The organism is Neoroseomonas rubea, assembly GCF_016106015.1.
GTDB classification, from domain to species: Bacteria; Pseudomonadota; Alphaproteobacteria; order Acetobacterales; family Acetobacteraceae; genus Neoroseomonas; species Neoroseomonas rubea.
In genome coordinates, this window is record NZ_JACADQ010000012.1 from 15336 (window position 1) to 38847 (window position 23512).

At 69.2% G+C, this 23512-nt stretch carries 22 protein-coding genes; 8 read left to right on the forward strand and 14 right to left on the reverse strand.

Translation table 11 applies throughout. The features are described from left to right. Window positions 1-3 precede the first annotated feature (3 nt). Genes HW577_RS03000 through HW577_RS03010 form a run of 3 tightly spaced genes read left to right on the forward strand, consistent with a single transcriptional unit; the run spans window position 4 to window position 2777 of the window. On the forward strand, window positions 4-1191 hold the full coding sequence (locus tag HW577_RS03000; RefSeq protein ID WP_198374577.1) for a CaiB/BaiF CoA transferase family protein: 1188 nt from the start codon (window positions 4-6) through the stop codon (window positions 1189-1191). A 12-nt stretch (window positions 1192-1203) separates the two neighbouring features. Beyond that, window positions 1204-1578, forward strand: a complete 375-nt coding sequence (locus HW577_RS03005) for a VOC family protein (protein ID WP_198374578.1) — start codon at window positions 1204-1206, stop codon at window positions 1576-1578. Continuing rightward, window positions 1575-2777 (forward strand): TIGR03862 family flavoprotein, encoded by a 1203-nt coding sequence (locus HW577_RS03010; RefSeq protein ID WP_269769495.1) that lies wholly within the window; start codon window positions 1575-1577, stop codon window positions 2775-2777. The genes HW577_RS03005 and HW577_RS03010 overlap by 4 nt, the downstream gene beginning before the upstream one ends. On the opposite strand, the gene HW577_RS03015 is transcribed toward HW577_RS03010, so the two are convergent. From HW577_RS03015 to HW577_RS03030, 4 genes are read right to left on the reverse strand one after another with little or no spacing between them, the layout of a single operon-like run. Next, the gene (locus HW577_RS03015; RefSeq protein ID WP_198374580.1) at window positions 2761-5064 is read right to left on the reverse strand and encodes a xanthine dehydrogenase family protein molybdopterin-binding subunit; all 2304 of its coding nucleotides are present in this window, start codon (window positions 5062-5064) and stop codon (window positions 2761-2763) included. The two genes, HW577_RS03010 and HW577_RS03015, sit on opposite strands and share 17 nt — an antisense overlap. 41 nt (window positions 5065-5105) lie before the next feature. Beyond that, on the reverse strand, window positions 5106-5705 hold the full coding sequence (locus HW577_RS03020; protein WP_198374581.1) for a 2-hydroxychromene-2-carboxylate isomerase: 600 nt from the start codon (window positions 5703-5705) through the stop codon (window positions 5106-5108). Window positions 5706-5724: 19 nt separating this feature from the next. Beyond that, complete coding sequence (locus HW577_RS03025; RefSeq protein ID WP_198374582.1) at window positions 5725-6606, reverse strand: DMT family transporter; 882 nt, start codon at window positions 6604-6606, stop codon at window positions 5725-5727. 57 nt (window positions 6607-6663) lie between these two features. Continuing rightward, entirely contained in the window at window positions 6664-7869 is a 1206-nt protein-coding gene (locus tag HW577_RS03030) for an MFS transporter (protein ID WP_198374583.1), read from the reverse strand. A 192-nt stretch (window positions 7870-8061) separates the two neighbouring features. On the opposite strand from HW577_RS03030, the gene HW577_RS03035 reads away from it, so the two are divergent. Then, the gene (locus HW577_RS03035) at window positions 8062-8826 is read left to right on the forward strand and encodes a hypothetical protein (RefSeq protein WP_198374584.1); all 765 of its coding nucleotides are present in this window, start codon (window positions 8062-8064) and stop codon (window positions 8824-8826) included. Between the two features lie 15 nt (window positions 8827-8841). On the opposite strand, the gene HW577_RS03040 is transcribed toward HW577_RS03035, so the two are convergent. The 7 genes from HW577_RS03040 to HW577_RS03070 form a co-directional block, all read right to left on the reverse strand. Beyond that, complete coding sequence (locus HW577_RS03040) at window positions 8842-9864, reverse strand: succinylglutamate desuccinylase/aspartoacylase family protein (RefSeq protein WP_198374585.1); 1023 nt, start codon at window positions 9862-9864, stop codon at window positions 8842-8844. Window positions 9865-9872: 8 nt separating this feature from the next. Continuing rightward, window positions 9873-10865 (reverse strand): ABC transporter ATP-binding protein, encoded by a 993-nt coding sequence (locus HW577_RS03045; RefSeq protein WP_198374586.1) that lies wholly within the window; start codon window positions 10863-10865, stop codon window positions 9873-9875. Continuing rightward, window positions 10862-11839 carry an ABC transporter ATP-binding protein gene (locus HW577_RS03050; protein WP_332837375.1) on the reverse strand — a complete coding sequence of 326 codons (978 nt, stop codon included), beginning with the start codon at window positions 11837-11839 and terminating at the stop codon, window positions 10862-10864. The genes HW577_RS03045 and HW577_RS03050 overlap by 4 nt, the downstream gene beginning before the upstream one ends. Continuing rightward, window positions 11836-12720 (reverse strand): ABC transporter permease, encoded by an 885-nt coding sequence (locus HW577_RS03055; protein ID WP_198374587.1) that lies wholly within the window; start codon window positions 12718-12720, stop codon window positions 11836-11838. The genes HW577_RS03050 and HW577_RS03055 overlap by 4 nt, the downstream gene beginning before the upstream one ends. Then, complete coding sequence (locus tag HW577_RS03060) at window positions 12713-13657, reverse strand: ABC transporter permease (RefSeq protein ID WP_198374588.1); 945 nt, start codon at window positions 13655-13657, stop codon at window positions 12713-12715. The genes HW577_RS03055 and HW577_RS03060 overlap by 8 nt, the downstream gene beginning before the upstream one ends. A 4-nt stretch (window positions 13658-13661) precedes the next feature. Beyond that, the gene (locus tag HW577_RS03065; protein ID WP_198374589.1) at window positions 13662-15227 is read right to left on the reverse strand and encodes an ABC transporter substrate-binding protein; all 1566 of its coding nucleotides are present in this window, start codon (window positions 15225-15227) and stop codon (window positions 13662-13664) included. An 80-nt stretch (window positions 15228-15307) separates the two neighbouring features. Continuing rightward, window positions 15308-17497 carry a N,N-dimethylformamidase beta subunit family domain-containing protein gene (locus HW577_RS03070; RefSeq protein WP_198374590.1) on the reverse strand — a complete coding sequence of 730 codons (2190 nt, stop codon included), beginning with the start codon at window positions 17495-17497 and terminating at the stop codon, window positions 15308-15310. 119 nt (window positions 17498-17616) lie between these two features. Here HW577_RS03070 and HW577_RS03075 point away from each other — a divergent pair, with 119 nt between their 5' ends. The 4 genes from HW577_RS03075 to HW577_RS03090 all read left to right on the forward strand — a co-directional run bounded on the left by HW577_RS03075 (window position 17617) and on the right by HW577_RS03090 (window position 20668). Beyond that, window positions 17617-18381 (forward strand): class II aldolase/adducin family protein, encoded by a 765-nt coding sequence (locus HW577_RS03075; protein ID WP_198374591.1) that lies wholly within the window; start codon window positions 17617-17619, stop codon window positions 18379-18381. 81 nt (window positions 18382-18462) lie between these two features. Continuing rightward, window positions 18463-19284, forward strand: coding sequence for a transporter substrate-binding domain-containing protein (locus HW577_RS03080; protein ID WP_198374592.1), 822 nt, complete (start codon window positions 18463-18465; stop codon window positions 19282-19284). Window position 19285: 1 nt separating this feature from the next. Beyond that, window positions 19286-19954, forward strand: a complete 669-nt coding sequence (locus HW577_RS03085) for an amino acid ABC transporter permease (protein WP_198374593.1) — start codon at window positions 19286-19288, stop codon at window positions 19952-19954. Window positions 19955-19957: 3 nt separating this feature from the next. After that, entirely contained in the window at window positions 19958-20668 is a 711-nt protein-coding gene (locus tag HW577_RS03090) for an ABC transporter permease subunit (RefSeq protein WP_198374594.1), read from the forward strand. On the opposite strand, the gene HW577_RS03095 is transcribed toward HW577_RS03090, so the two are convergent. The 3 genes from HW577_RS03095 to HW577_RS03105 form a co-directional block, all read right to left on the reverse strand. Further along, window positions 20649-21572, reverse strand: a complete 924-nt coding sequence (locus HW577_RS03095) for a dihydrodipicolinate synthase family protein (protein WP_198374595.1) — start codon at window positions 21570-21572, stop codon at window positions 20649-20651. The two genes, HW577_RS03090 and HW577_RS03095, sit on opposite strands and share 20 nt — an antisense overlap. Then, window positions 21569-22681 (reverse strand): NAD(P)/FAD-dependent oxidoreductase, encoded by a 1113-nt coding sequence (locus HW577_RS03100; RefSeq protein WP_198374596.1) that lies wholly within the window; start codon window positions 22679-22681, stop codon window positions 21569-21571. Before HW577_RS03100 ends, HW577_RS03095 begins: the two co-directional genes overlap by 4 nt. Then, window positions 22678-23512 (reverse strand): (2Fe-2S)-binding protein (locus HW577_RS03105; protein ID WP_198374597.1); only part of this gene is annotated, 835 nt, incomplete at its 5' end. The genes HW577_RS03105 and HW577_RS03100, both read right to left, overlap by 4 nt.

Sequence of the window (23512 nt, forward strand, 5' to 3'; positions counted from 1 at the left end):
AGCATGACCCGCCCCTTCGAAGGCATCCGAATCGTCGATGCCACGCATGTCCTCGCCGGCCCCTTCGCGGCCTACCAACTCGGGCTGATGGGGGCGGAGGTGATCAAGGTCGAGCATCCGGACGACCCGGACCAGAGCCGCGGCAACGGCCCGGACTGGGACCTCAACCGCGCCGGCATGGGCACCCAATACCTGACGCAGAACGCGAACAAGCGCTGCGTCACGCTTGACCTGAAACAGGAATCCGCGCGCGAGGTTTTCCGCCGCCTCGTCGCGCGCGCCGACGTGCTGGTGGAGAATTTCCGCCCCGGCGCCTTCGAGGCGCTCGGCCTCGGCTACGAGGCGCTCTCCGCGCTCAATCCGCGGCTGATCTATTGCTCGATCTCCGCCTTCGGCCAGCAGGGGCCGCGAGGACCGCAGACCGCCTATGACCACGTCATCCAGGCGACCTCCGGCATGATGGCCTGCACCGGCACGCCGGAGGCGAACCCGATCAAGCTCGGTGCACCGGCGATCGACTACGCCACCGGCACGATGGGCGCCTTCGCCCTCGCCTCGGCGCTGTTCCAGCGCGAACGCACCGGGCGGGGCCAGCGCATCGACCTCGCCATGCTGGACGTCGCGCTGGTGATGATGGCCGCGCACATGACGGCGCAGTCGCGCACCGGGCGCGCGGCGAAGCCTCGCGGCAACGACCATGAGTTTGCGACGAATTCCTGCTACGCGGCGAAGGAGGGGCTGATCATGCTCGGCGCCTCCAACATCCGGCAGCAGAAGCGGTTGTGGGACGCGCTCGGTCGGCCTGAGATGGCCAAGCGCACGAACGAGGAGCGCGTCGCGCAGCGCGAGGCCGAGCGCGTCGCGCTCGCCGCCATCATGGTGACGCGGACGGCGCAGCAGTGGGAGGACTTCCTCCAGCCGCGCCACATCCCGGCGGCACGCGTCCGCGACATGGTCGAGGCGCTAGCCGATCCGCAGGTCACGACGCGCGGCCTGCTGCAGCCCTTCCAGGACGCGCCCGGCGTCCCCGGCCGCTTCGCCGTGCCCGTCGCACCCTTCCTGTTCGAGCACGGCGGGCCGCGGGTGGATGCGCCGCCGCGCGTGCTCGGCGCCGACACCGATGCCGTGCTGGCCGAACTTGGCTACGACGAACCCACCCGCGGCGCATTGCGCGCCTCCGGCGCCATCTGACGGGAGCGAGCCATGGCCACCTTCACCTTCGACCACATCCACCTGCGCAGCCCGGACCCGGAAGCGACCGCCGCGTTCTACGAACGCGTCTTCGGCGTCGAGCTCCGGCGCAGCCAGCAGCGGATCGACTTCACGCTCGGCGGCCAGGCGATCTTCGTCTCGCCCATCACCGAGCCTATGACCGGCGAGGCGCCCTTCGCGCCCTATCGCGGCCTGGAGCATATCGGCCTCGCGGTGAAGGACATCGACGGCGTCGTATCAGAGCTGAAGGGCAAGGGGGTGGCCTTCACCATGGAGCCGACGACGATCCGCCCGGGCGTGCGCATCGCCTTCCTGCGCGCGCCGGAGGGTGTCTCGATCGAGTTGCTCGAGCGGAGCGCCGCCTGACCTCCATCCTCGTCATCGGCGCAGGCCCGGCCGGGCTGATGGCCGCGGAAGCGGCCGCGGAGGCCGGGGCGTCGGTCACTGTGGTGGATCACATGTCCTCCCCGGCGCGGAAGCTGCTCATCGCAGGGCGCGGCGGGTTGAACCTGACGCATTCTGAGCCGATCGAGAGGTTCCTCGACCATTACGGGCCGGCGCGCGCGCGCCTCGCGCCCTTCATCCGCGCCTTCCCGCCGGCGGCGCTCGTCGCCTGGTGCGAGGCGCTCGGCGAGCCGACCTTCGTCGGCAGTTCGGGGCGCATCTTCCCACGAGCGATGAAGGCGTCCCCCTTGCTGCGGGCCTGGCTTGCGCGGCTCACGTTGCTCGGCGTGACGCTGAAGGCGCGTCACCGCTGGCTCGGCTTCGGCGCGGATGGCGGGCTGCGCCTCGCGACACCGGAAGGCGAGGCAGTCTTGCGCAGCGATGCGACCGTCCTCGCGCTCGGCGGCGCGTCCTGGCCAAGGCTCGGCTCGGACGGCGCCTGGCCGGCGCTGCTGCCGGATTGTGACGTCGCGCCGCTGCGCCCCGCGAATATGGGCTTCGTCGTCGACTGGAGCGGGCATCTGCGGGCGCGCTTCGCCGGCACGCCGCTGAAGCGCATCGCGCTGGCGTTCGAGGAGCGCACGGTGCGCGGAGAGGCCGTGCTGACCGAGCAAGGGATCGAGGGCGGCGCCATCTACGCGCTCGCGGCCCCGCTGCGCGAGGCGATCGCGCGCGACGGTGCGGCGGTGCTTCGCATCGACCTGCGCCCGGATATCCCGCTTGCCGAACTCTCGCGCCGGCTCGCGCCCCGGGCACGTGGCGTCACCCTGTCCAATCACCTGCGCCGCGCTGCGGGGCTCTCGCCCGCCGCCGTCGCACTGGTGCAGGAATCGCTGCATGCAGGTGCTGCGGCGGATGATCTGGCGACGCTGGTCAAGGCCCTGCCGCTGCGGCTGACGGCCCCCTTCCCCATCGCGCGCGCCATCTCCTCCGCCGGTGGCCTGGCGTGGGCGGAACTGGACGAGGCGCTGATGCTACGTCGCCATCCCGGCGTCTTCGCCTGCGGGGAGATGCTGGACTGGGAGGCGCCGACCGGCGGCTACCTGCTACAGGCCTGCTTCGCGACCGGGCGCGCCGCGGGTCGCGCCGCCGCGGCATACGCGATCAGCGCGCAGAGTTGATCGCGCGCCAGATCTTCTCCCCCGTCGCTGGCATGTCCGGCGCCCGTGCGCCGAATTGCGCCAGCGCATCGGCCACCGCGTTCATCACCACCTGCGGCGCGGCGATGGCCCCGGCCTGACCCACGCCCTTCACGCCGAGCGCGTTCGACGCCGTCGGCGTACCTTCGAGCAGCACGTCCAGGTCCGGCAGGTCGTCCGCCCGCGGCAGGGCGTAGTCCATCAGCGACCCGCTCAGCGGCTGGCCGGACTCCGCGTCGAAGGCGACGTTCTCGAGAAGGGCCTGGCCGATGCCCTGCGCCACGCCACCCTGCACCTGGCCGCGCGTCAGCATCGGGTTCACGAGCCGCCCGTAATCGTCCACCGCGACATAGCGCGTGAGGCGCGCCGCGCCGGTCTCGCGGTCGATCTCGACCTCGGCCGCGTGGCAGCCATTGGGGAAGGTGACGAGATCCGATCCGTTATGCGCGCCGGCGGCAAGGCCGGGGGCCATGCCTTCCGGCAGGTTGGTGGGATCGGCCGCGGCGGCGGCGAGCGCGGGCAGCGAGATGAAGCGGTCGCTGTCCCTCACCGTGAAGCGGCCTTCGGCGAAATCGAGCAGCGCGGGGTCGGCCTGCAGCAGATGGGCCGCCAGCGACCGTGTCTTGTCGAGCAGCGCCTCGATCGCCAGCACCAATGCCTGCCCGCCCATGTGCAGCGACCGCGCACCGCCATGGCCGTTGCCGTTCGGCAGCAGGTCCGTATCCGCCTGCGCGTAGCGGATGCGCTCGACCGGCAAGCCAAGCCGATCGGCGGCGACCTGCGGGAAGGACGTCTCATGCCCCTGCCCGTTCGAATGCGTGCCGGTCGCGATCACGGCGCTGCCGTCGGGCAGGATCTCCGCGCTCGCCCATTCGCCCGGCGCGCCGCGCGCGGTCTCCAGGAAGCAGGCGATGCCGCGGCCGAGCAACGCGCCCCGCGCCGCTGCCGCCGCGCGACGCGGCGGGAAGCCCGCTGCATCCGACGCGCGCGCCAGCACATCGAGATTGGCCGCGAACCGCCCGCCATCCACCTTCATGCCCATTGCCGTCACGCGTGCCGCGTCGGGCAGCATGTTCAGCGCGCGCAGCGTCGCGGGGTCGGCCCCGGTCTCGCGCGCCGCGGCATCGACCAGCCGCTCGATGATGTAGTTTGCCTCCGGCTTGCCGGCGCCACGATAGGCATCGATCGGTGGCGTGGTGGTGAAGGCGCCGCGCACCGTCAGGTGCATCGCCGGAATGGCATAGACGCCGCCCATCGCGGTGGAGAAGGCGTTGGTCGGGCAGTGCGGGCCGACGGCCGAGAGATAGGCGCCCATGTCCGCGACCGTCTCGACATCGAGGCCGAGGAAGCGGCCATGGGCATCGAGCGCGAGCCGCGCGCGCGCGCGCAAATCCCGCCCATGCACGGCGCCGGAGAATTCCTCGCCCGGCTCCGCCACCCATCGTACGGGCGCGCCGAGGCGGCGCGCGGCGATCAGCGCCGCGACATATTCCGGAAACAGCAGGTTCTTCAGCCCGAAGCCGCCGCCGACATCCGGGCAGGACAGATGGAAGTCCGCTTCCGGCAAGCCAAGCACTGTCGCGAGCTGCCGGCGAACGCCATGCACGCCCATGCCGGTGAAGACCAGGTCGAAACGCCCATTGGCGAAGCGCGCGAGGCAGGCGCGGGGTTCCAGCGGCAGGGCATGTACGCGGTTGTTGAACAGGTCGAGCGAGACGATCCGCGCGGCCGCGGCGAACGCGGCATCCGTCGCGGCGCGGTCGCCCTTCTCGAAGCGGAAGGCCTCGTTGCCGGGCGCTTCCGGCCAGATCGCGGGCGCGCCATCGGCCAGCGCAGCGGCGGCGTCGATGACGGGCGGCAGGGCGTCGTACTCGACCTCGATCGCCTCGGCCGCGTCGCGCGCGGCCATCTCGGACTCGGCCACCACGAAGGCGACGGGCTGGCCGACATGACGCACGCGACCTTCCGCAAGCACCGGACGGCGCGGAACGATGAGCGGCTTCACCGCCGCGAGCACGCTGGTGCAGGGCAGCGGGCCGACGCCGTCGGCGGCGAGCTCCGCCGCCGTCAGGACCAGGCGAACCCCCGGCATGGCAAGGGCGGCGGATGTGTCAATCCGACGCAGCTGCGCATGCGCATGCGGGGACCGCACCGTCACCGCGTGCAGCGCGCCGCGCGCCGGCAGGTCCGCCACATAGTGTCCGCGCCCCGTCAGGAAGCGCGCATCCTCGACGCGACGAAGGGAGCTGCCGCTGATCGTGCCGTCCATGCCCATGTCCCGAACTGCCCGGCGCATGATGCGCCGGCCGGTCAGCCCCGCGCCAGTCGCCGTTCCACGAAGTCGAGGCGGTCCTGGCCCCAGAAGATGTCCTCACCAATCACGTAGGCGGGTGCGCCGAAGACGCCCCGGGCAAGCGCGGCTTCGGTATCGGCCATGCGGCGTTCCAGCCAGCGCGGGTCAGCGGCCAGCGACGTCACCTGGGCTGCATCCAGCCCGCACTCGGCGAGCAGCGCCGCTTGGGTGTCGGGGTCGGCCGGGTTCGCCTCCTCCTCCCACAGCGCCTTGAGAATGCGGTGGGCCAGGCGGATCGCCGGCGCGTCTCCGATCGTCTCCCGTACCGCAATGACGGCGGCGCAGCCGGGCAGTTCGTTGTGCGGGAAGTGCCGCGGCTGGATGGTGATGGGAATGCCGAGATGGTCGCGCCAGCGCGCCAGTTCCTGTAGCCGATAGGCCTGCCGCTGCGGCGAGCGCTTCGGCAGCGGCAGGCCACCCGATCCCGCGAAGATCGTTCCGAAATCGACCGGGTAGATGCGCAGCGTCGCGCCGTGCCGCTCGGCCATCGCCTCGATCCGCGCCGCGCCCAGATGCGTCCAGGGGGAGTTCAGCGAGGCGTAGTAGTCGATATGCATGGCGGTCTCCGTGGCGGGGTCAGCGGCGGCGGGACTCCGTCACCGCGATCGTGATGCCTGCGGCGATGATGATGCCAGCGCCGAGCCAGGTGAAGGCATCCGGGAAAAGCCCCGTGATGATGTAGCCCACGGCGACCGACCCGATCATCTGCCAGTACTGGAACGGCGAGATGACATTCGCCTGGCCGTAGGTCATGGCCTTCGCCACGCACCAATGCCCGCCGGCGCCCAGGCCGCCGAGCGCCAGCATCAGCAACACGTCCGCGGAGGAGTCCGGCGTCACCCAGACGAAGGGTACCACGAAGGACATGACGACGGTGCCGATCAGCGCGGAATACATCACCGAGGTCTCGGGCCGGTCGACGCCCGCGACCTGCCGCGTGAAGATCTGGTAGACCGCGTAGCAGAAGGCCGAGCCGACGATCAGCAGCGAGGCAGCCTGGAACACCTCACTGCCCGGGCGGATCACCACCAGCACGCCGATGAAGCCGACGATAACCGCCGCAAGCCGGCGCGGGTCGATCTTCTCCCCCAGCATCGGTAGCGCGAGCAGCGTGACGAAGAACGGCGTCATGAAGGAGATCGAGGCCGCCTTGGCGAGCGGCACGTCCTTCACGGCGAAGAAGAATAAGGTGGTGGAGCCGAGCAGCAGCAGCGAGCGCGACACCTGCGCGAAGCGCCGTCGCGTTCCCAGGATGCCGATGCCGTATCGCGGCACGACGAGCAGCAGCACGATGGCCAGGTGCCCCGCGGTGCGCGCCCAGATGATCTGTTCGGAGGGATAGGTCCGCGAGAGGACCTGGACGATCCCGTTCATGATCGGGAACAGCGTCGTCGCCACGCACATGAAGAAGATGCCGAGCCAGAGGCGACGGCGCGCGTCCTGGCCGGACTCGCTCATGCTCTTCGGATGCTGCGGCGTTTCACCCGCGCAGCCTGTCCCGCCCGGGGAGCCCGGTCAACGCGCAACGGGCCGGCGCAGCGCCCAGAAGGCCAGGGCCCCGGCGGCATAGGCGAGGATGGAGAGGACGAAAGCTGGCCGGTATGTGCCTGTCAGATCGAACAGCAGCCCCGCGCCCCAGGAGCCGAGCCCGGCCCCGAGCCCCGATCCGATCGTGATGACGCCGAGGATCGTCCCGAGCCTGGGGCCGCCGAACAGGTCAGCCGTCTTCGCCGTAATCGCGGGTCCGCGCGCCCCCCATGTGATTCCAAAGAAGCAGGCATGCAGCCAGAGCAGGAGATGCTGGTCGTCCGAGCCGATTCCGAGCGCCGCCGCCACCCCGACAATCGAGATGGCATAGGCGAGGATCGCCGCGCGTTCCCGCCCGATATGGTCGGAGATGGTGCCTGTGAGGATCACGCCCGGCAGCGCGAGAAGACTGCCCATGCCGAGGACGAAGGCGGCGTAGAGCGGCTCGAACCCCTGCCCCACCGCAAAGGCCAACTGGTGGAGGGAAACGAGGAAGCTGCCGATGCTGGTCAGCATGTAGACCAGGAACAGCAGCCAGAAATGCCGCGTGCGCATGGCCTGGCCCAGAGTCCAGGCCGGCCCTTCCGCCGCGGTGCCGGCCGCCGTCGCCCGCGCGAGCCGCTCCGTGCCGCGGAACATCGCGGCAAGCGGCAGCACCAGCAGCCCCATCAGCCCCGCCTGCAGCAGGTAGGCGTTCCGCCAGCCGGAGCCATCCACCAGCCACTGCGCGAGTGGCGCGGAGATAGCCCGTCCGAAGCCATTGGCCGATTGCAGCAGGGATATCGCCATGCCCCGCTGCGCCACGAACAGGCGGGAGACCAGCGGCACGAAGACCACAAGCCCGATGCAGGAGGCCCCGAGCGTCATCACCACGCCGTAGAGCAGCACCACCTGCCAGAGCGCATCCGCCTGCGCGCTGCCGAGCAGCCCCAGGGCCAGGAGGACGCCGCCAAGGAGCACCATGCGCCGCTCACCGATCCGGTCCACGAGACCGCCAACGAGCGGCGAAGCCACGCCGCCCACCACCTGGCCGACGGAATAGGCAAGGCTCGCCTCCGCCCGCGACCAGCCGAACTCCTCGACGAAGGCCAGCAGGAACACCGTATAGGCATGCATCAGGCTGGCGCTGACGGTGAAGGCGAGGAACCCGCCGGCCACGATGAGCCACGCCTGGCGTGTTGGTCGTGCCTGCATGCGGTGCTGCGGAGCCTTGTCCCCTGGCGCCAAAGGATGCGCGGGGCACCGCGGGTCGCACAACCCCGGCGCCCATCTCCCTGCAGCCCGCCGAACCATTACGTTCGGTTAAGATAGTTCGCACTAATGCTTGCGAATGACGCAGTCGCCCGCCCGGACACGAAAACCAGAGCCGCGTTCCGCGGGGTTCTGATGACCAACGCCGGGGGGCGAAAACTCCTGACCGAGGTGAGCGCGGCGCTGGATGCGCTCGCGCGTCGACTCGCGCAGCAGCAGCAGGCCGCGGTCGCCGTATGCGGCCTTGCCGTGCGGGCGGAGGAGATCGCGGCCAGCGCGCGACGTCTGGCCTATGGTGCCGGCGGAGGGACGGCGGAAGCGGAGTTCATTGCCGAGCTGGAGGTCTTCTCGGCCGACCTGCGGCATGCCGTTGACACGGCGGCCCAGGATGCGCTGACGGGCAAAGCCGTGGCGAAGGCCCTTCTGCAACACGTCGGGACCATCGACACTCTCGCGCGCGACGTGGACTCGCTGGATGTCGCCACCGTCCGCGCCCGGCTGCGTCCGCTGGCGGTCACGCTCGCGGAGATTCCCGCGACCCAGCAGGCCAGCGATGCGCGCAAGGCGGAACTACTGGCGCTTGCGGAGCGGGCCGAGGACGCCTCGGCCAAGGCCGTCTCGATCGTCAAGGCGCGCCCGGGTGCGCGCCGCGACATGATGCTGGATGTTGCCCGCTCGGTTGCCACGCTGGCCGAGGATGTCGCCGTTGCCGCCGTCGCATTTGGCAGGGATGCCGACATGGCGGCCAAGGCCGCGGAAGCCATGATGGGGCGCGCGCAGGCCGACAAGCCGGCCGGCTCTTCGAAGACGGCCGATACGATCGGCACCGTCGTCCGGGCCCTGAACGGGGAACCGGTCAGCCCCGGCGAACGCATCGACTGGGGCTTCCGCGCGCGCTGAGCCAGGCGCGCGGGGTCAAACCGCGAGGTCGCTCGCCAGATGGAAAAGGCAGTCGCCGCGCTTCGTGCGCGCGGGGATGCGCTTGCACATCACGATGCCCGCGGCCTTGAATGTGATCTCCACCGGGGGAAGCCAGGGCGTCTCCGGAACATGGATGCGCGCCGCCGGCGTGCCGGGCACGACCTCCTCACCGAGTTCGACGAGCGGCTCGAACACGCCATTCTCCGGTGCATAGACATACATCTCGGGGCCACGCACATCGAGGAACCGGGTCTCGACCGGCGGCTCCACCCAATGCTCCCCGCCGATGATGCCGAGATGGACGAGGAGGTTGCGCAGGCCCCGCTCGGCGATCGCGAGGCCGGATGTATTGACCGCCCCCGCGCCCCCGAGTTCGGTGCCGAGCGAAATCCTGCCCCGCCGGTCCGCGCCGCTGCCGAGCGTCTGGTCGCCCCCCTGCCCCTGCGCACCACCCTGGATATAGGTGTAGGGCGCGCCGAAGGCCCGCAGCGCCGCAAGTTGCTTCGCATACAGCGCCGGATCCGCGGACTGCTTCGCGAGTGCGGTCGGGATGTAGTTCAGCGAGGAACCGCCCGAATGCAGATCGATGACGAGATCGGCGCGGGTGATCAGCTCGCTGTCGATGTAGTGCGCAATCTGCCGCGTGACGGTGCCGTCTGGATCACCCGGGAAGATGCGGTTCATGTTGAGGTCGTCGATCGGCGAGACGCGGCGCCCGATCAGGGCGGCGGGATAATTCGCCATCGGCAGCATGATGACGCGCCCCTTGATCATGCCGGGCTCAAGCCACTTGATCAGGTTGGTCAGCGCGACCTGGCCCTCGTACTCATCGCCATGGTTGCCGGAGGTAAAGAGCGCAGTCGGCCCCTCCCCGTTCCTCACCACGACGATCGGGATCGGCAGGAAGCCGTAGGCGCTGTCGTGTGTGGAGTGGAACAGGCGGATGAAGCCGGCCTGCTTGCCGTCCCGGTCGAAATCGACCTCGGGCACCAGGCGGGATTTGCGGGTTTCTGGCATGACGGTCCTCAGGCTTGCGGCGCCTCGATCAAGTGGCAGGCCACCTGGTGGCCGGGCGCGGGTTCGGTCAGGACGGGGGCGCGCTCGCGGCAGACCGCCATGACGTGCGGGCAGCGCGTGTGGAAGCGGCAGCCCGAAGGCGGGTTGAGCGCGGAGGGGATGTCTCCGGCGATGCGTTCACGCCGGCCGCGCGAACGTTGTGCCGGGTGCTGCGCCGGAACCGCGGCGATCAGCGCGCGCGTGTAGGGATGCAACGGCGCGCTGTAGATGGTACGCTTGTCCGCGATCTCCACCACCTTGCCCAGGTACATCACTGCGACGCGGTCGGAGATGTGGCGCACCACGGACAGGTCGTGCGCGATGAACAGGTAGGTCAGCCCCATCTCCCGCTGCAGGTCCTGCAGCAGGTTCACGATCTGCGCCTGGACCGAGACATCGAGCGCCGACACGGCCTCATCGCAGACGATCAGGCGCGGATGGAGCACGAGCGCGCGGGCTATGCCGATGCGCTGGCGTTGCCCGCCCGAGAATTCGTGTGGGAAGCGGTCGAGCGCACGCGCCGGCAGCCCCACCTTGCCCAGCATCTCCGTCACCTTGCGGCGCGTCTCCGCGCCGGGCTTTGCGCCATGGATGAGAAGAGGCTCGGCGATGATATCCTCGACCGACATGCGCGGGTTCAGCGCGCCATAGGGGTCCTGGAAGACGATCTGCATGGACCGCCGGACGGCACGCATCGCCGACCGCCCAAGCCCCGTGATGTCGCTGCCGTCGAAGGCGATGCGGCCCGCCGTCGGCTCGATGAGCCGCAGCAGCAGGCGGCCGAGGGTGGATTTCCCGCAGCCGGACTCACCCACCAGGCCGAGCGTCTCCCCCGCATTGATCGTCAGCGAAACCTCATCGACCGCGCGCAGCGAGGCCGGCTTGCGCAGGCCGAACAAGCCGCTGCTGCCGACCTCGAAGACTTTCGTCAGGCCCGTCGCGCTGACCAGCGGCGTCGTCATGGCGAGGCAAGCTCCCGCGCACGGAAGCAGGCGGCGCTGTGGGCGGGTTCGAGCGTCTCGAGCAGCGGTATCGCCGTGCCGCAGGCTGGTTCGGCATGCAGGCAGCGGGGCGCGAAGCGGCAGCCGGGCGGGCGCCGCGCCGGCTCGGGCAGCGTGCCGGGGATGGCGACGAGACGCGCCCTGTCCTCGGTGAGCGAGGGCACGCATTCCAGCAGCCCGCGCGTATAGGGATGCAGCGGCCGGTCGAAGATGGTCGCGACCGGCGCTTCCTCGATCACCCGGCCGGCATACATCACCATGACCCGGTCCGCCGTCTCGGCGATCACGCCCATGTTGTGCGTGATGATGACGATGCCCATGCCGAACTCGTCGCGCAGGTCCATCAGCAGGTCGAGGATCTGCGCCTGGATCGTCACATCCAGTGCCGTCGTTGGTTCGTCCGCGATCAGCAGCTTCGGATTGCAGGCGAGCGCCATGGCGATCATCACCCGCTGGCGCTGCCCGCCGGACATCTGGTGGGGATAGTCGTCCAGACGCCGCGCGGCGGAGGGGATGCCGACCTTGTCGAGCATGGCGATCGCGCGGCGGCGAAGTTCCGCCTGCGGCAGGCGTTCATGCGCCGCGATCGTCTCCATGATCTGGTCGCCGATGGAGAAGACCGGGTTCAGGGAGGTCATCGGCTCCTGGAAGATCATCGAGATCCCCGGGCCTCGGACGGCCTGCATTTCGCGTTCCGACAGCTTCGTCAGGTCGCGTCCGCCGAACAGCACCTGGCCGGCCGCGATACGCGCCGGAGGCCGGGGGAGCAGGCCCATCACGGTCAGCGCGGTCACGGATTTGCCGGAGCCGGACTCGCCCACGATGCCGAGGATCTGGCCTTCCTCGAGCGAGAACGATACCTCCTCGATCGCGTTCACCTCGCCCCGCCCGGTCATGAAGGCGGTGGTCAGGTCGCGGACCTCCAGCAGCTTCACTGCTGGATCCTGAGCCGCGGGTCGAGCACGTCGCGCAGTCCGTCACCAAGCAGGTTCAGGCCCATCACGGTGATCATCAGTGCAACGCCGGGGATGGTGATGATCCAGGGTGCCTCCCGCATGAAGTCGCGGCCCTCGGCCATGATGTTGCCCCAGGTGGGGGTGGGCGGCACCGCGCCGACGCCGAGGAACGAGAGCGTCGCCTCGCTCAGCACCGCATAGGCGAACAGGAAGGATAGCTGCACGATCATGGGTGCCATGGCGTTGGGCAGGATGTGGTGGCGCAGAATGCGCCAATGCCCCGCGCCGGCGGCGACGGCGGCCTGCACATACTCCATCTCCCGCAGCACGATGACGGATGACCGCACGATGCGCGCTGTGCGCGGGATGTAGACGATCGACAGCGCAAGGATGACGTTGAGCGTGGACGGCCCGAGCACGGAGGTCACGGCGATGGCGAGCAGGATCGCCGGGAAGGCCATCAGCGCGTCGTTCACCCGCATCAGCGCATTGTCGAGCTTTCGGAAATAGCCCGCCGCCGCGCCGATCAGCGTCCCGAAGACCGCGTTCAGAGCGACAACCGAGGCGCCGATGATCATCGAAAGCTGCGCCCCCCAGACAACGCGTGCCCAGAGCGAACGTCCGAAGTTATCGGTGCCGAAGACCCAAGCTTCCCCAGGCGGGAGGAACTTGTTGCGCATGGACAAACGCTGCGGATCGACGGTCGTGATCCAGGGGGCCGCGATGCCGATGCCCGCGACGATGGCGAACAGGAACAGCCCGGTCACGAACAGCCGGTGGCGGAATAGCCGGCGCAGGGTGGCGCGCGCGGGATGTTCGCGCTTGAGCGCGATGCCTTCGGCGTCGGCGACATCACTCATAGCGCACCCGTGGATCGAGCACGGCGTAGAGGACATCCACCGTGATGTTCACGAGCACAAGGAACGTCGTCACCAGCAGAAGTCCCCCCTGCACCATCGGATAGTCGCGGTTCAGCACCGCCTGGGTCAGAAGTTGGCCCATGCCGGGGATGGAGAAGAGCGCCTCCGTGACCACCGCGCCGGACAGCAGCAGCGAGACGATGATGCCGACCACGGTCACGATCGGGATCAGCGCGTTCGCGAGTGCATGCTTGAGGATGACGCGCCGCCCGGGCAGCCCCTTCGCCCGCGCTGTCCGGATGTAGTCCTGCCGAAGCACTTCCAGCATCGAGGAACGCGTGATGCGCGCGAGCAGCCCTGCCTGCAGCAGTGCGAGCGAGAAGGCCGGCATGGTCGTACTCGCCAGCCAGCCGAAGGGGTCCTCGCTGAACGGGACGTAACCACCCGAAGGCAGCCAGCCGAGATGCACGGCGAACAGGATGATCATCAGCAGGCCGAGAAAGAAGTTAGGCACACTGATGCCGATCATCGCGAACATCATCGCCGCCTGGTCGATCCAGGAGTTCTGTCGCAGCGCGGCCACGATGCCGGACGCGATGCCGATCAGCAGTGTGAAGACGAGCGCGTAGAGCGACAGTCCAATCGTGACCGGCAGCCGCTCCATCGTCGCGGCAAAAACACCCTTGCCGAGGAGCAGTGAGCGCCCGAGGTCACCCCGCAGCAGCCCTTCGTAGTAATGCAGCAACTGCATCCAGACCGGCTGATCCAGACCGAGGTCGCGGCGCAGTTGCTCGATCTGCGCCGGGGTCGCTGCGATGCCGGCGATGGCGGCGGCCGGGTCGCCCGGGATCAGCCGCATCAGCCCGAAGGAGATCAGGCTGACGATCAGGAGGACCGGGATCGCGCTGAGCAGGCGGCGGAACGCGACCCCAGCCATGGGCTTATCGCTGGACCCAGACGTTGGAAAAGCGCGGGATCCGGAAGGGCACGAAGCCGTGCACGTTGGATCGCACGGCCTGGACCTTGGTTAGCGAGCCGAACGGATAGGCATAGGCCCTTTCCAGCACCAGGCGCTGCATGGCCGCGAAGGCGGCCTGGCGATCCTCGGGGCGGCGCTCATTGTTCATGCGGTTCCAGGCGGCCAGCACATCAGGATCGTCGCGGTCGTCGCGCGGGCGATAGGCGGCGTTCGGGCTGACCAGGAACTGCATGGTCGCCAGCGCGCCGAGCGCCGGCTGCGTACCCCAGCCTGAATGGAAGAAGTGCCATTCGTCGCTGTTCAAGCGCTGGGACATCTGCACCGAGGTCGGCCAGTCCACCACGCGCAGGTTCGCGTTGATCCCGACGGCGCGGAGCTGCTGCTGCATGACCAGCGCCGAATTGTACATCGGCGGATAGTCGCGGTTGGTCAGGATGACGATCGGCTCGTTGCGGTAGCCGCTTTCGCGCAGCAGCGCGCGGGCGCGCGCCTGATCGTTGATGTTGTACGTCTCCTTCCCCGCATCCGTGTAGGAAGGCTGGTTGGGATACTGGAATCCGACATTCAGGCGGAAGTTGCCGTCCGTCGCCGCGTCCATGATGTCCTCCATCCCCAACGCGGCCTGCACGGCGCGCCGGAACGCAAGGTTGTTCGTGGGCGGGATGGAGGTGTTGGGCAGCGCGATCTGGATCCACCAGTTCTGCAGCGGCAGGATGGTGATCGCGCTGTTGCGCCGGAGCGTCTCGAGCGAGCGGGTCGGCACGTCCTCCACCGCCTGCAGCGCGCCGGTCTCAAGCCCGGCCACGCGCGCCGAGGCCTCCGTTACGATGCGGAAGGTGACGGTGTCGACGCAGGCGACGCGGTAGCCGCCGAAGCCCGTGCGTTGTTCGAAGGCCGTGTTCGGCTGGTAGCCGTCGAAGCGGCCGAGCCGAGCATGGCTGCCGGGGACGAATTCCAGCAGGCGGAACGGCCCGGTGCCGACAGCGCGAAGCTGCTGCCGCTCGTCATTCTCGTGCTCGGACGGAATGACCACGATCGGCACGGAGAAGGACGAAAGTGCCTCGATGAAGGTCGGCTGCACCTGCTTCATCCGGATGACGAAGGTGTGCGGGTCCGGCGTGTCCCAGCCCGCGACATTGTCGAGCGTGCTGCGCTGCAACCCGACGCGGTTGTAGCGGTTGAAGGAAGCGGCGACATCAGCCGAGGTCATCGGCTTGCCGTTGTGGAAGGTGATGCCGCGCCGCAGTCGGAAGGTGTAGCGCAAGCCGTCCGGGGCTTCCTCCATGCTCTCGGCGAGTTCGAGGATGGGACGGTTGTTCTCGTCCCGCGTCATCAGCGACTCATACATGTTCATCGCGATGTTGCGGGTCGAGATTGTGCTCGAGGTATGCTGGTCCAGCGAATTCACGTTCGCTTCCTGCCCGAAGACGATGTCGCCACCGCGCGAGGGGCAGGTAAAGGGCGCGGCCGCCGCCGGCAGCGCGAAGGCCGCCATGGCGAGAGTGGACGCAAGGCTTGCTCGCTTCATGGGCTCTGTCCCCCGGGGATGCGTGGCCTCAGTCTCGATGAAACTGTCCGCCGCGGCGGGCGGTCCGTCAACACTCCGCGTCAGGTGCCGGCGAAGCGGCGCAGCACATTCTCCATGATGCGGCTGACGGGCCCCTGGAAGGCACCGTCCTGCCAGAGGCTGCCGCACCATGTGATCGACCCGGTCGCGAAGACGGCGCCGCCGCCGGGCGTGTCAAAGTAGACAATCTCAGCGCGCTTCAGCGCATCCGCCTTCTCGCCCGTGACGGTGTTGACGTGGGAGAGCAGCTCCTCGGGCACGGTGACGAAGGAGGCCGGCGGATCTTCCGAGCGCGCGAGGATCGCCGTGTCCTCGGGCGTGCCGAGCGCGACATCGGCGCGATCGAGTTCGAAGCCCGCCGCGCCGCCGCCGGACAGCCCGTAGCCACCGAAGGTCTCGCCCTGCACCCCCTCGAAGATCCAGGCGTGCCTCGGGTCGCGGGCGGCGGGCAGGAGGCGGTAATGCGTGCCTTCGAACAGCCCCTGCCCGGAAAAGCCGACGCCGGCCAACATCTGCGGTGGACGGCCGTTGCGTCGCCAGAGGCCGCCATAGGCGCCATCCGTCTGGTGGTAGTATTCACCCGGCTCAGCTGCCCAGGCCCGGATGCCACCCTCGGCCCGGCGCAGTTCCAGCATGCCTGGCAATGTCTGCGCCACCGCAATGCGCCAGTAGAAGCCATTGCCGCCGAGATACATCAGCCTCCCGCGCCCGCGCGTATAGGCGGCGAGCGCGTCGAGCGTCGCGAGGGTGTGGTATTCGGGATGGGAGCCGGTTAGCACCACGCGGTAGTTCGTCAGCAGGGCCTGGCCTTCCTCATGCAGGTCCTCGTCGGTGATGACGTCGAAGGGGATTCCCCGTGCTTCCAGCCACGCGAGGATGTGCGTATCGGCAGGATAATGCCGCAGTCCCGATCCCCGCTGGTCGTTGAAGGTCAGGAACCCTGGCCGCATGGTCAGGATGGGCCTGAGGCGAGAGGAAAAGGCGATGCCGCTGTTGTCCGGGTGCCGGTTGTAGGTGGACCGCCCATAGATGGGATAGTCGTCCGGGTTGTGCGGATAGGCCGCCCAGGACACGACGCGCGCCTTGTACGCCGCATCGGCATTGCCGCGCGCATGGTTCGCATAGGCTTGGTAGGTGAAGGTGGAGGCGAGGAAGGCGACAGGGGCGGTCGCCGTTCCGCGGGGCGGCAGAACATAGAAGGGCAGCCAGTCCTCACCATTCGCGCAGGTGATATGGAAGGCGTAGGCGCCGCTGCGAAGGTCCTCCGGCACCGTGAAGGAGAAGTCCGTCCCCCAGCCGCAATCGCCGAGATCGTCCGCGTTGAACTGGATGGCGCCATAGTCGCGCGGCGCGTAGCGCCAGCACATCTCGCGCCCCGACCAGCGGGCACCCACCATGGCGCGCGTCGGCACGTTGAGCAGCACGCCGTCGCAGGCGTGTGGGCCGATGTCGAGGACGCGCTGCGTCGGGATGTCGCGGGAAAAGTCCCAGCCGGCGAGCAGCCCGGGCGTGGAGGGCGAGAGCTGTGCGTCGGGCTGCGGCCATGCCTCGTGGAAGCCTGCCAGGATGGCGGGATCCTCGACCTTGCCGGTCACGTGGTCCCGCGGCGAGGCTGCGTCGCGCGCCGCGATCAACACGCGTCCGGCGCCGTCCGGCAGGCTGAGGCCCTGCACCAGCTCGGTCGCCACGGCGGCGCGGCCGCCGTCGATTGCCCTCTGGCCAAGGACGATGCGCCCCGTGGCCGGATCCGCGCTTAGCCAGACGCGCATCCAGCGGCGCAGCGGCCAGCGCGCACCGGTCGCAATGCGGTGTACCTGGTCGCCGCAGGCGATCTCGGCACTTGCGCCGTCGGCGCCGACCAAAATCGTCACGGCAAGGCCCGGCTGCTCCTCACTGACCAGCGCCCCCGGTGCGCGCGGCGCCGCGGCAAGGCGCAGCAGTGCAGTCCAGGTGCAGGCCCCCGCGCTGCGCCGCGGCGGCCGGGAGATCAACGCGTAGGACCCGCGGCGGATCGGCTGGGAGCGGCCCGTAAAGTTATGGTCGAAGCGGTGCGACAGGTCCTCGAAGCGCAGGCCGGGACCCTGCGGGTTCGGATCGCCGGAGATCACGCGGACCAGCCGCGCACGGGCCGGGCCTGCCTCCCGCAGGCTGACCCGCGCCTCGAACATCTCGCCGGGCCGGTGGGAGAACCGGTCGAGATAGCCGGTGATCGGCAGCACCTTGTCGCTCATGGCCACAGCCCCCCCTCGCATGCGGGAATGCTCGACCCGGCTTTCAGCGCCGTCAATCGCGCGGGTGGCGGCGCGGCGCCGCCCATGCCAGCCTTCATGGCGGCAAAAGGAGAATACCCATGGCCCAGGTGATCCAGAGCCTGACAAGCACGCGCGCCGAGGAGCGCGAATGGGAATTGCGGCGCGACATGGCGGCGGTCTTCCGCATCGGCGCACGGCTCGGCTGGAACGAGCATATCGGCAACCACAATTCGCTGATGCTGCCGGATGAGGCCGAGCCGCGCTTCCTGATCAACCCGCGCGGCTACCTCTTCCAGGAGCTTCGTGCGTCCGACCTCATCGTGTGCGATCTCGATGGACGCGTGCTTCGCGGCACGGGCGAGCTGCGCAAGGTCGCCTTCCACATCCATTGCCGCATCCACATGGCGAACCCCAAGGCGGCCTGCGTCGTGCATGTGCATCCACGCTGGCTGACGGCGCTGTCGATGGTGCAGGGGGCCGAGTTCGCCCTCTCCCACCACAACAACCTGCTCTTGAACGACCGCGCCGTCTACGATGCCGAAGGCGACCAGCCCGTGCACACGAACGAGGAAGGAGACCGCATCGCGCGGCTGATGGGGGACAAGACGATCATGGTCATGCGCGGCCATGGCGTGACGGTCGTGGGCCCCACGGTGCACGATGCCTTCGACGAGACCTACATGGCCGAGCGCACCACCATGTACCAGATGACTGCGATGCAGACCGGCCTGCCGCTGCACCGCCTGCCCGAAGGCCTGCGGCGGCATCACAGCGGCGCCTGGGGCGAGAAGCTCGATGCGCGGCTGCACCTCGACGCCTGGCGTCGGGTGCTGGATCGGGAGGAACCGGACTACGCCACCTGATGGCCAGGCCGCGGAGGCACCTTGCGGTAGGGCGGGGGCGCCCATAGCCTCGGCGCCGAGGCACCGAAGACGGAGACGATCATGCGCCCCACGAACCGCCGTACCCTCTTGGCCCTGCCGACGGCGCTAGCCGCGAGTGCAGCCCTGCCCGCCGCGGCGCGGCCACTCGACCAGGTTCTGTCGACCCGCCGCCTCCGTGCCGGCATCAACCCGACGCTGCCGCCCTTCGGCACATTCAACGAGCGCAACCAAATCGATGGGTTCGACGCCGACATCGCGCGCGAGATCGCGCGGCGGATGAACATCGAGCTCGAGATCGTACAGGTCGGCAGCCCGGATCGCATTCCCTTCCTCCAGTCCGGCCGCATCGACATCGTGCTCGGCGCCATCACCCGCACGATCGAGCGCGCGCTGGTCATCGACTACACCCAGCCGCTGCACACCCAGTCCATGGTCGTGCTCACCAAGTCGACCGGCACCGCCGTGCCGATCAACGCGCCCGCGGACCTGAACAACCGCCAGGTGCGCATGGTGCAGGTCCGCGGGACCGTGGGCGTGCCCTGGATCCAGGCGAACGCGGCGCAGGCGCAGGTCACGCTGCTCGACAACTATCCCGACTGCTTCCGCGCGCTGGCGCAGGGCCGCGCAGATGCAATGGTGGATGTGGCGGAATCGGTCGTCATCCCGATGCGCAACTTCCAGGGCGTGCCATGGAAGATCCTGGACGAGGTGCTGGCGAGCTTCTGGGTCGGCATCGGCGTGCAGAAGGGCAACCACTCCCTCCGCGACGCGCTGAACGTGGTGCTGTTCGAACTGCACCGCTCCAACTTCGTGAACCAGACCTGGGAGAAGTGGTTCGGTGTGCCGATGACCACGCGCATCCCCTTCAATCCGATGTTCTGACATGACGCTGCAGTACGGGCAGGTCCTGCACTACCTGCCCGACTTCCTGGCGGGTGCCGCGATGGCGCTCTGGATCGCGGCGATCGCCTTCGCCGGCGGCCTGCTCATCGGTCTCGCTGGCGCCGCCGTGATGACGCAGGGGTCGCGCTGGGCGCGGCTGCCTGTCCTGATCTATGTGCGCTTCTTCACCTATACGCCACAGCTGGTGCAGATCTTCTTCCTGTTCTTCGCCCTGCCGGAATTCGGCGTGATCCTCTCCCCCATCGCGGCAGTGCTGATCGGCATGACGCTAAACGCTGGCGCCTATTTGACCGAGATCGAGCGCGCCGGCTTCGAATCCGTGCCTCGGGCAGAGCTGGACGCGGCGGAGACGCTCGGCTTCTCTCGGGTGCAGACTGTCTGGTACGTGATCGCGCCGCATGTGATGCGTGCGTTGTATCCGGCGCTGTCCAACCACTACATCATCATGACGCTCGGCACCTCGATGGCCGCGATCTTCGGGGTAGAGGAGCTGACCGGCCGCGCGTTGAACGCGAACGCCATCTCCTTCCGTTCCGTCGAGATCTTCTCGATCACGGCCGCCATCTACATCCTGCTGACGATCATCGCCTCGCTGCTGCTCTGGCTGGTCGGGCGGTGGCTGTTCCGCGTGAAGGCACGGGTGTTCTAGCCGATGTCAGCCTGGCAGATCCTGGCAAGCGAGGCGCCGCGCTTCTTCACTTGGTGGAACATGCTGTTTCTCGGCCAGGCCGTGCTGAACACGCTGATCGCCTCGGTGGCGGGCTGCGGCATCGGCTATGCCCTTGGCTTCCTGCTGGCGACGCTGCGCCTGCCGCAGGTCATGCCGCTCGCGACGGTGCGCACGCTAGCGATCCTCTGGGTGGAGGCCTTCCGGCGCATTCCCTTCCTGGTGCTGCTGCTGCTGGTCTTCTTCTTGGGCCAGGCACTGCGGCTCGAGGCGCCGCTCTGGGCGACGGCCATCGCCGCGGTCGCGATCCGCATGAGCGCGCTCGCCGCCGAGAACATCCGTGCCGGTTACGAGAGCGTCCGCGCGCAGCAGTGGGAGGCGGCGCTGACCATGAACATCCCCGCGCTCACCGCGTTGCGCCGGGTCGTGCTGCCTCAGTCATGGCGCGTGATCCTGCCGCCCTCGATTGTCCATGTGCTGAGCATGGTGAAGGAGACGTCGCTCGTCTCACAGATCGGCTTCATCGAGATCACCTTCGCGGCGAAGATGCTCACGCAGCGGGGCTTCAGCGCCATGATCACCTACGGCACCGCGCTGCTGCTCTACTTCTGCGTCTCCTGGGCGCTTGCGTCCCTCGCACGGGTTGCGGAGCGGCGGCTCACCAGCCGCCCTACGATCACAATCCCGACGCCTTGAGCGCCGTGCGCAGCGCCGCCGCATCCGCATCATCCACGGGCGGCTGCGGCGGGCGCACGGTGGCGGTTGGGATCACGCCCATCTCGCGCAGGCACCATTTCAGACGAGCTGTCGCACGCCCACCCGGCGGCGCGCCGTAGATCGCCTCAGCCAGCGGCTCCAGTCTTTCATGCAGCGCGCGGGCCGCGGGCAGGTCATTTGCGCGCACCGCGGCGTCGAGTGCGACGATCTCGTCCGGCAGGATATCCGCGAGCGAGACCAGGCTGCCATCGCTGCCATGGACCATGCAGGCGAGCAGATGTTCGTCGCCGCTCGCGCAGACAGCGACATCCGGGCGCAGCGCCTTGACCTGCCGGCGCAGCGCGTCATAGCCGTCGACCTCCCACCCGCCTTCCTTGATCCCGACGACTTCCGGGATCTCAAGCAGCGCGGCCATCGTCTCGGGCGTGAAGCCCATGCGCCCGGCGGCGTGATGCGCCTGAAAGAGAAATATCGGCAGGCCGGGCACGGCGGCGGTGATGGTCCGGTGATGCAGCACCGCCATGGCCGTGGTGTGCGCAAGCGCGAAGGCATTCGGCAGGAAAACCATGACTGCGTCGGCGCCCGCCGCACGCGCCTCCCGCGCTTCCTCCGCAGCCTCCAGGCTGAATTCCGCGTTGACGCCGGCGACGACGAGGCGCGACGCATCGACCGTCGCGCGCGTTACCTCGACCGCGCGGCGCTTCTCGGCGCGGCTGATGACGTAGTTCTCGCCGGCATGGCCGTTGATCAGCACGCCGCGGATCCCGGGCCGCAGCACGCAATGCGCGGTATGCGCCTCATATGCCTTCCAGTCAGGCGAGAAATCGGCACGCATGGGCAGGACCGTGGAAGGGTAGATGCCGTGGAAGCGTGTCTCGCTCATGCGGCGTTGCTCCGTTCATGCAGCAGTCGGTCGATGGGGAAAAGCGGCAGCTCAGGCGCTTCGCCAAGCACGGCCTGCGCGAGGATGCGTCCCATGAACGGGCCGCTCGTGTATCCGGAATGGACGCTGCCGATGATCCAGGCATCCTCGACGCCGGGGATGGGGCCGATGGCGGGCAGCGCATCGGCCGTCTCGGCCTCGAGCCCCAGCCACGACCGCACCAGTCGCGCCTCCCGCAGCGCCGGCACGGTGTGCGCGGCAAGGCGCACATTGCCGAGGAAATTCTCCGGTCGCACGGCGACGCCGCCGCGCGTCCGGTCGCCGATGCCCTGCCAGCCGCCGCCGATCAGCACCGTGCCGTTCGCATACTGCTTGAGGCTGAGCAGCCCCGAGGCGACGCCGAGCACGGTGCGCATCACCGGCTTCAGGCGTTCCGTCACAACCAGCTGGTTGATCAGCACCTTGATCGGCAGCGTGACGCCGAGCCAGGCCGCCATGTCCTCGAGCCACACGCCACCCGCCAGCACGATGCGCCGCGCCGCGACCGGCCCCGCCGCCGTGTCGAGCGTGAAGCGCCCCTCTACGCCCCGCACGGGCGTGCGTTCCATCACGGCGACACCTGCCTCCAGCAGCGCATGGCGGAAGGCGCGACCGGTCAGGTAGGCCGAGGCGAAGCCGTCGATCGGGCAATGCCCGGCGAGCCTGACGCCATCCGCGAGCCCCGGCTCGATCGATTGCGCTGCCCGCCCGTCGATCAATTCGATCGGCGCGCCGGCGGCGCGACGGATGCGCGCGCGCTCCTCCAGCATCGCCACCTCGCCATCGGTGAACGCGACGGAGAGCCCCGGGCACGCGGTCGCGAGAACGCTGCCGCCAGCGCACCAATCGGGCATGGTGAGCCACATTTCGTGCGCGCGCAGCGCGTAGGGGATCAGTGCCGCACGCGTCATCTGCATGGTCAGCGTGCCGGCATTGACGCCGGACGCCTCCCGGCAGATCTCGCCGCGATCGATCAGCGCGACCCGCATGCCTCCACGCGCCAGGAACAACGCGGTCGAGCAGCCCATCACCCCGGCGCCGACGACGGCGCAGTCGAAGGGCGCGCTCATATCGGCGCGGGCGCGGGCACCGGGATGTCCGCATAGTCGAAGCGACCGAGGATCGCGTCCATCGGCACGGGACGCAATGGCATGCGCCCGGTTGCGAAGCCGACCTCCGCTACCGGCACGCCGCGCGCGCCGGCGAGCAGCGCGGCCGCAGCCTCCCCGCACATCCGACCCTGGCACGGGCCCATGCCGCAGCGCGTGTGATGCTTGAGTTGGTTGAGCGTCGCCGCGCCATCGGCCGCCGCCTGCTCGATGCCAGCGCGCGTGACGCCTTCGCAACGGCAGACGATGGTGTCTCGCGGCACGGCCGCGACCATGTCCGGGCGCAGCGCCATCATGCGCGCCATGGCGCCGCCGGCACGCGCGGCGCGGGCCAGCGCGGCCGCCTGCTCCGCGCGCCGTTTCCCATGGCCATCTCCGATACCAAGATCGGTCAGCGCGGAGAGCGCGGCAATACGACCCGATGCCGGCGCAGCCGCGGCACCACGCACGCCGGCACCGTCGCCGGCGGCGTAGAGGAAGCGAACGGTGGTCCGCTGCCCTCCATCGAGCACGGGCACCCAGCCACCGGCCTCGGGCCTGTGCGCGTGGCTGGCGCGGAACAGGCGTGTCGCCTCGGTGGCGGGGACAAGCCCATGGCCGACGCACAGCGCATCCGCCTGGACCACGCGTTCAGCGCCCTGCGTCGCGATGCGCACGCGCGTCAGGACATCGTCGCCCTCCGCGGCGACGACCCTCGCGCCCGGCAGCACGGGCACGCCTGCGGCCAACAGCCGCGCACGCCAGGCCGCGCCCCGCGCGAGCAGGTCCGGTCGCGGCTGTTGGCCGCTGGCG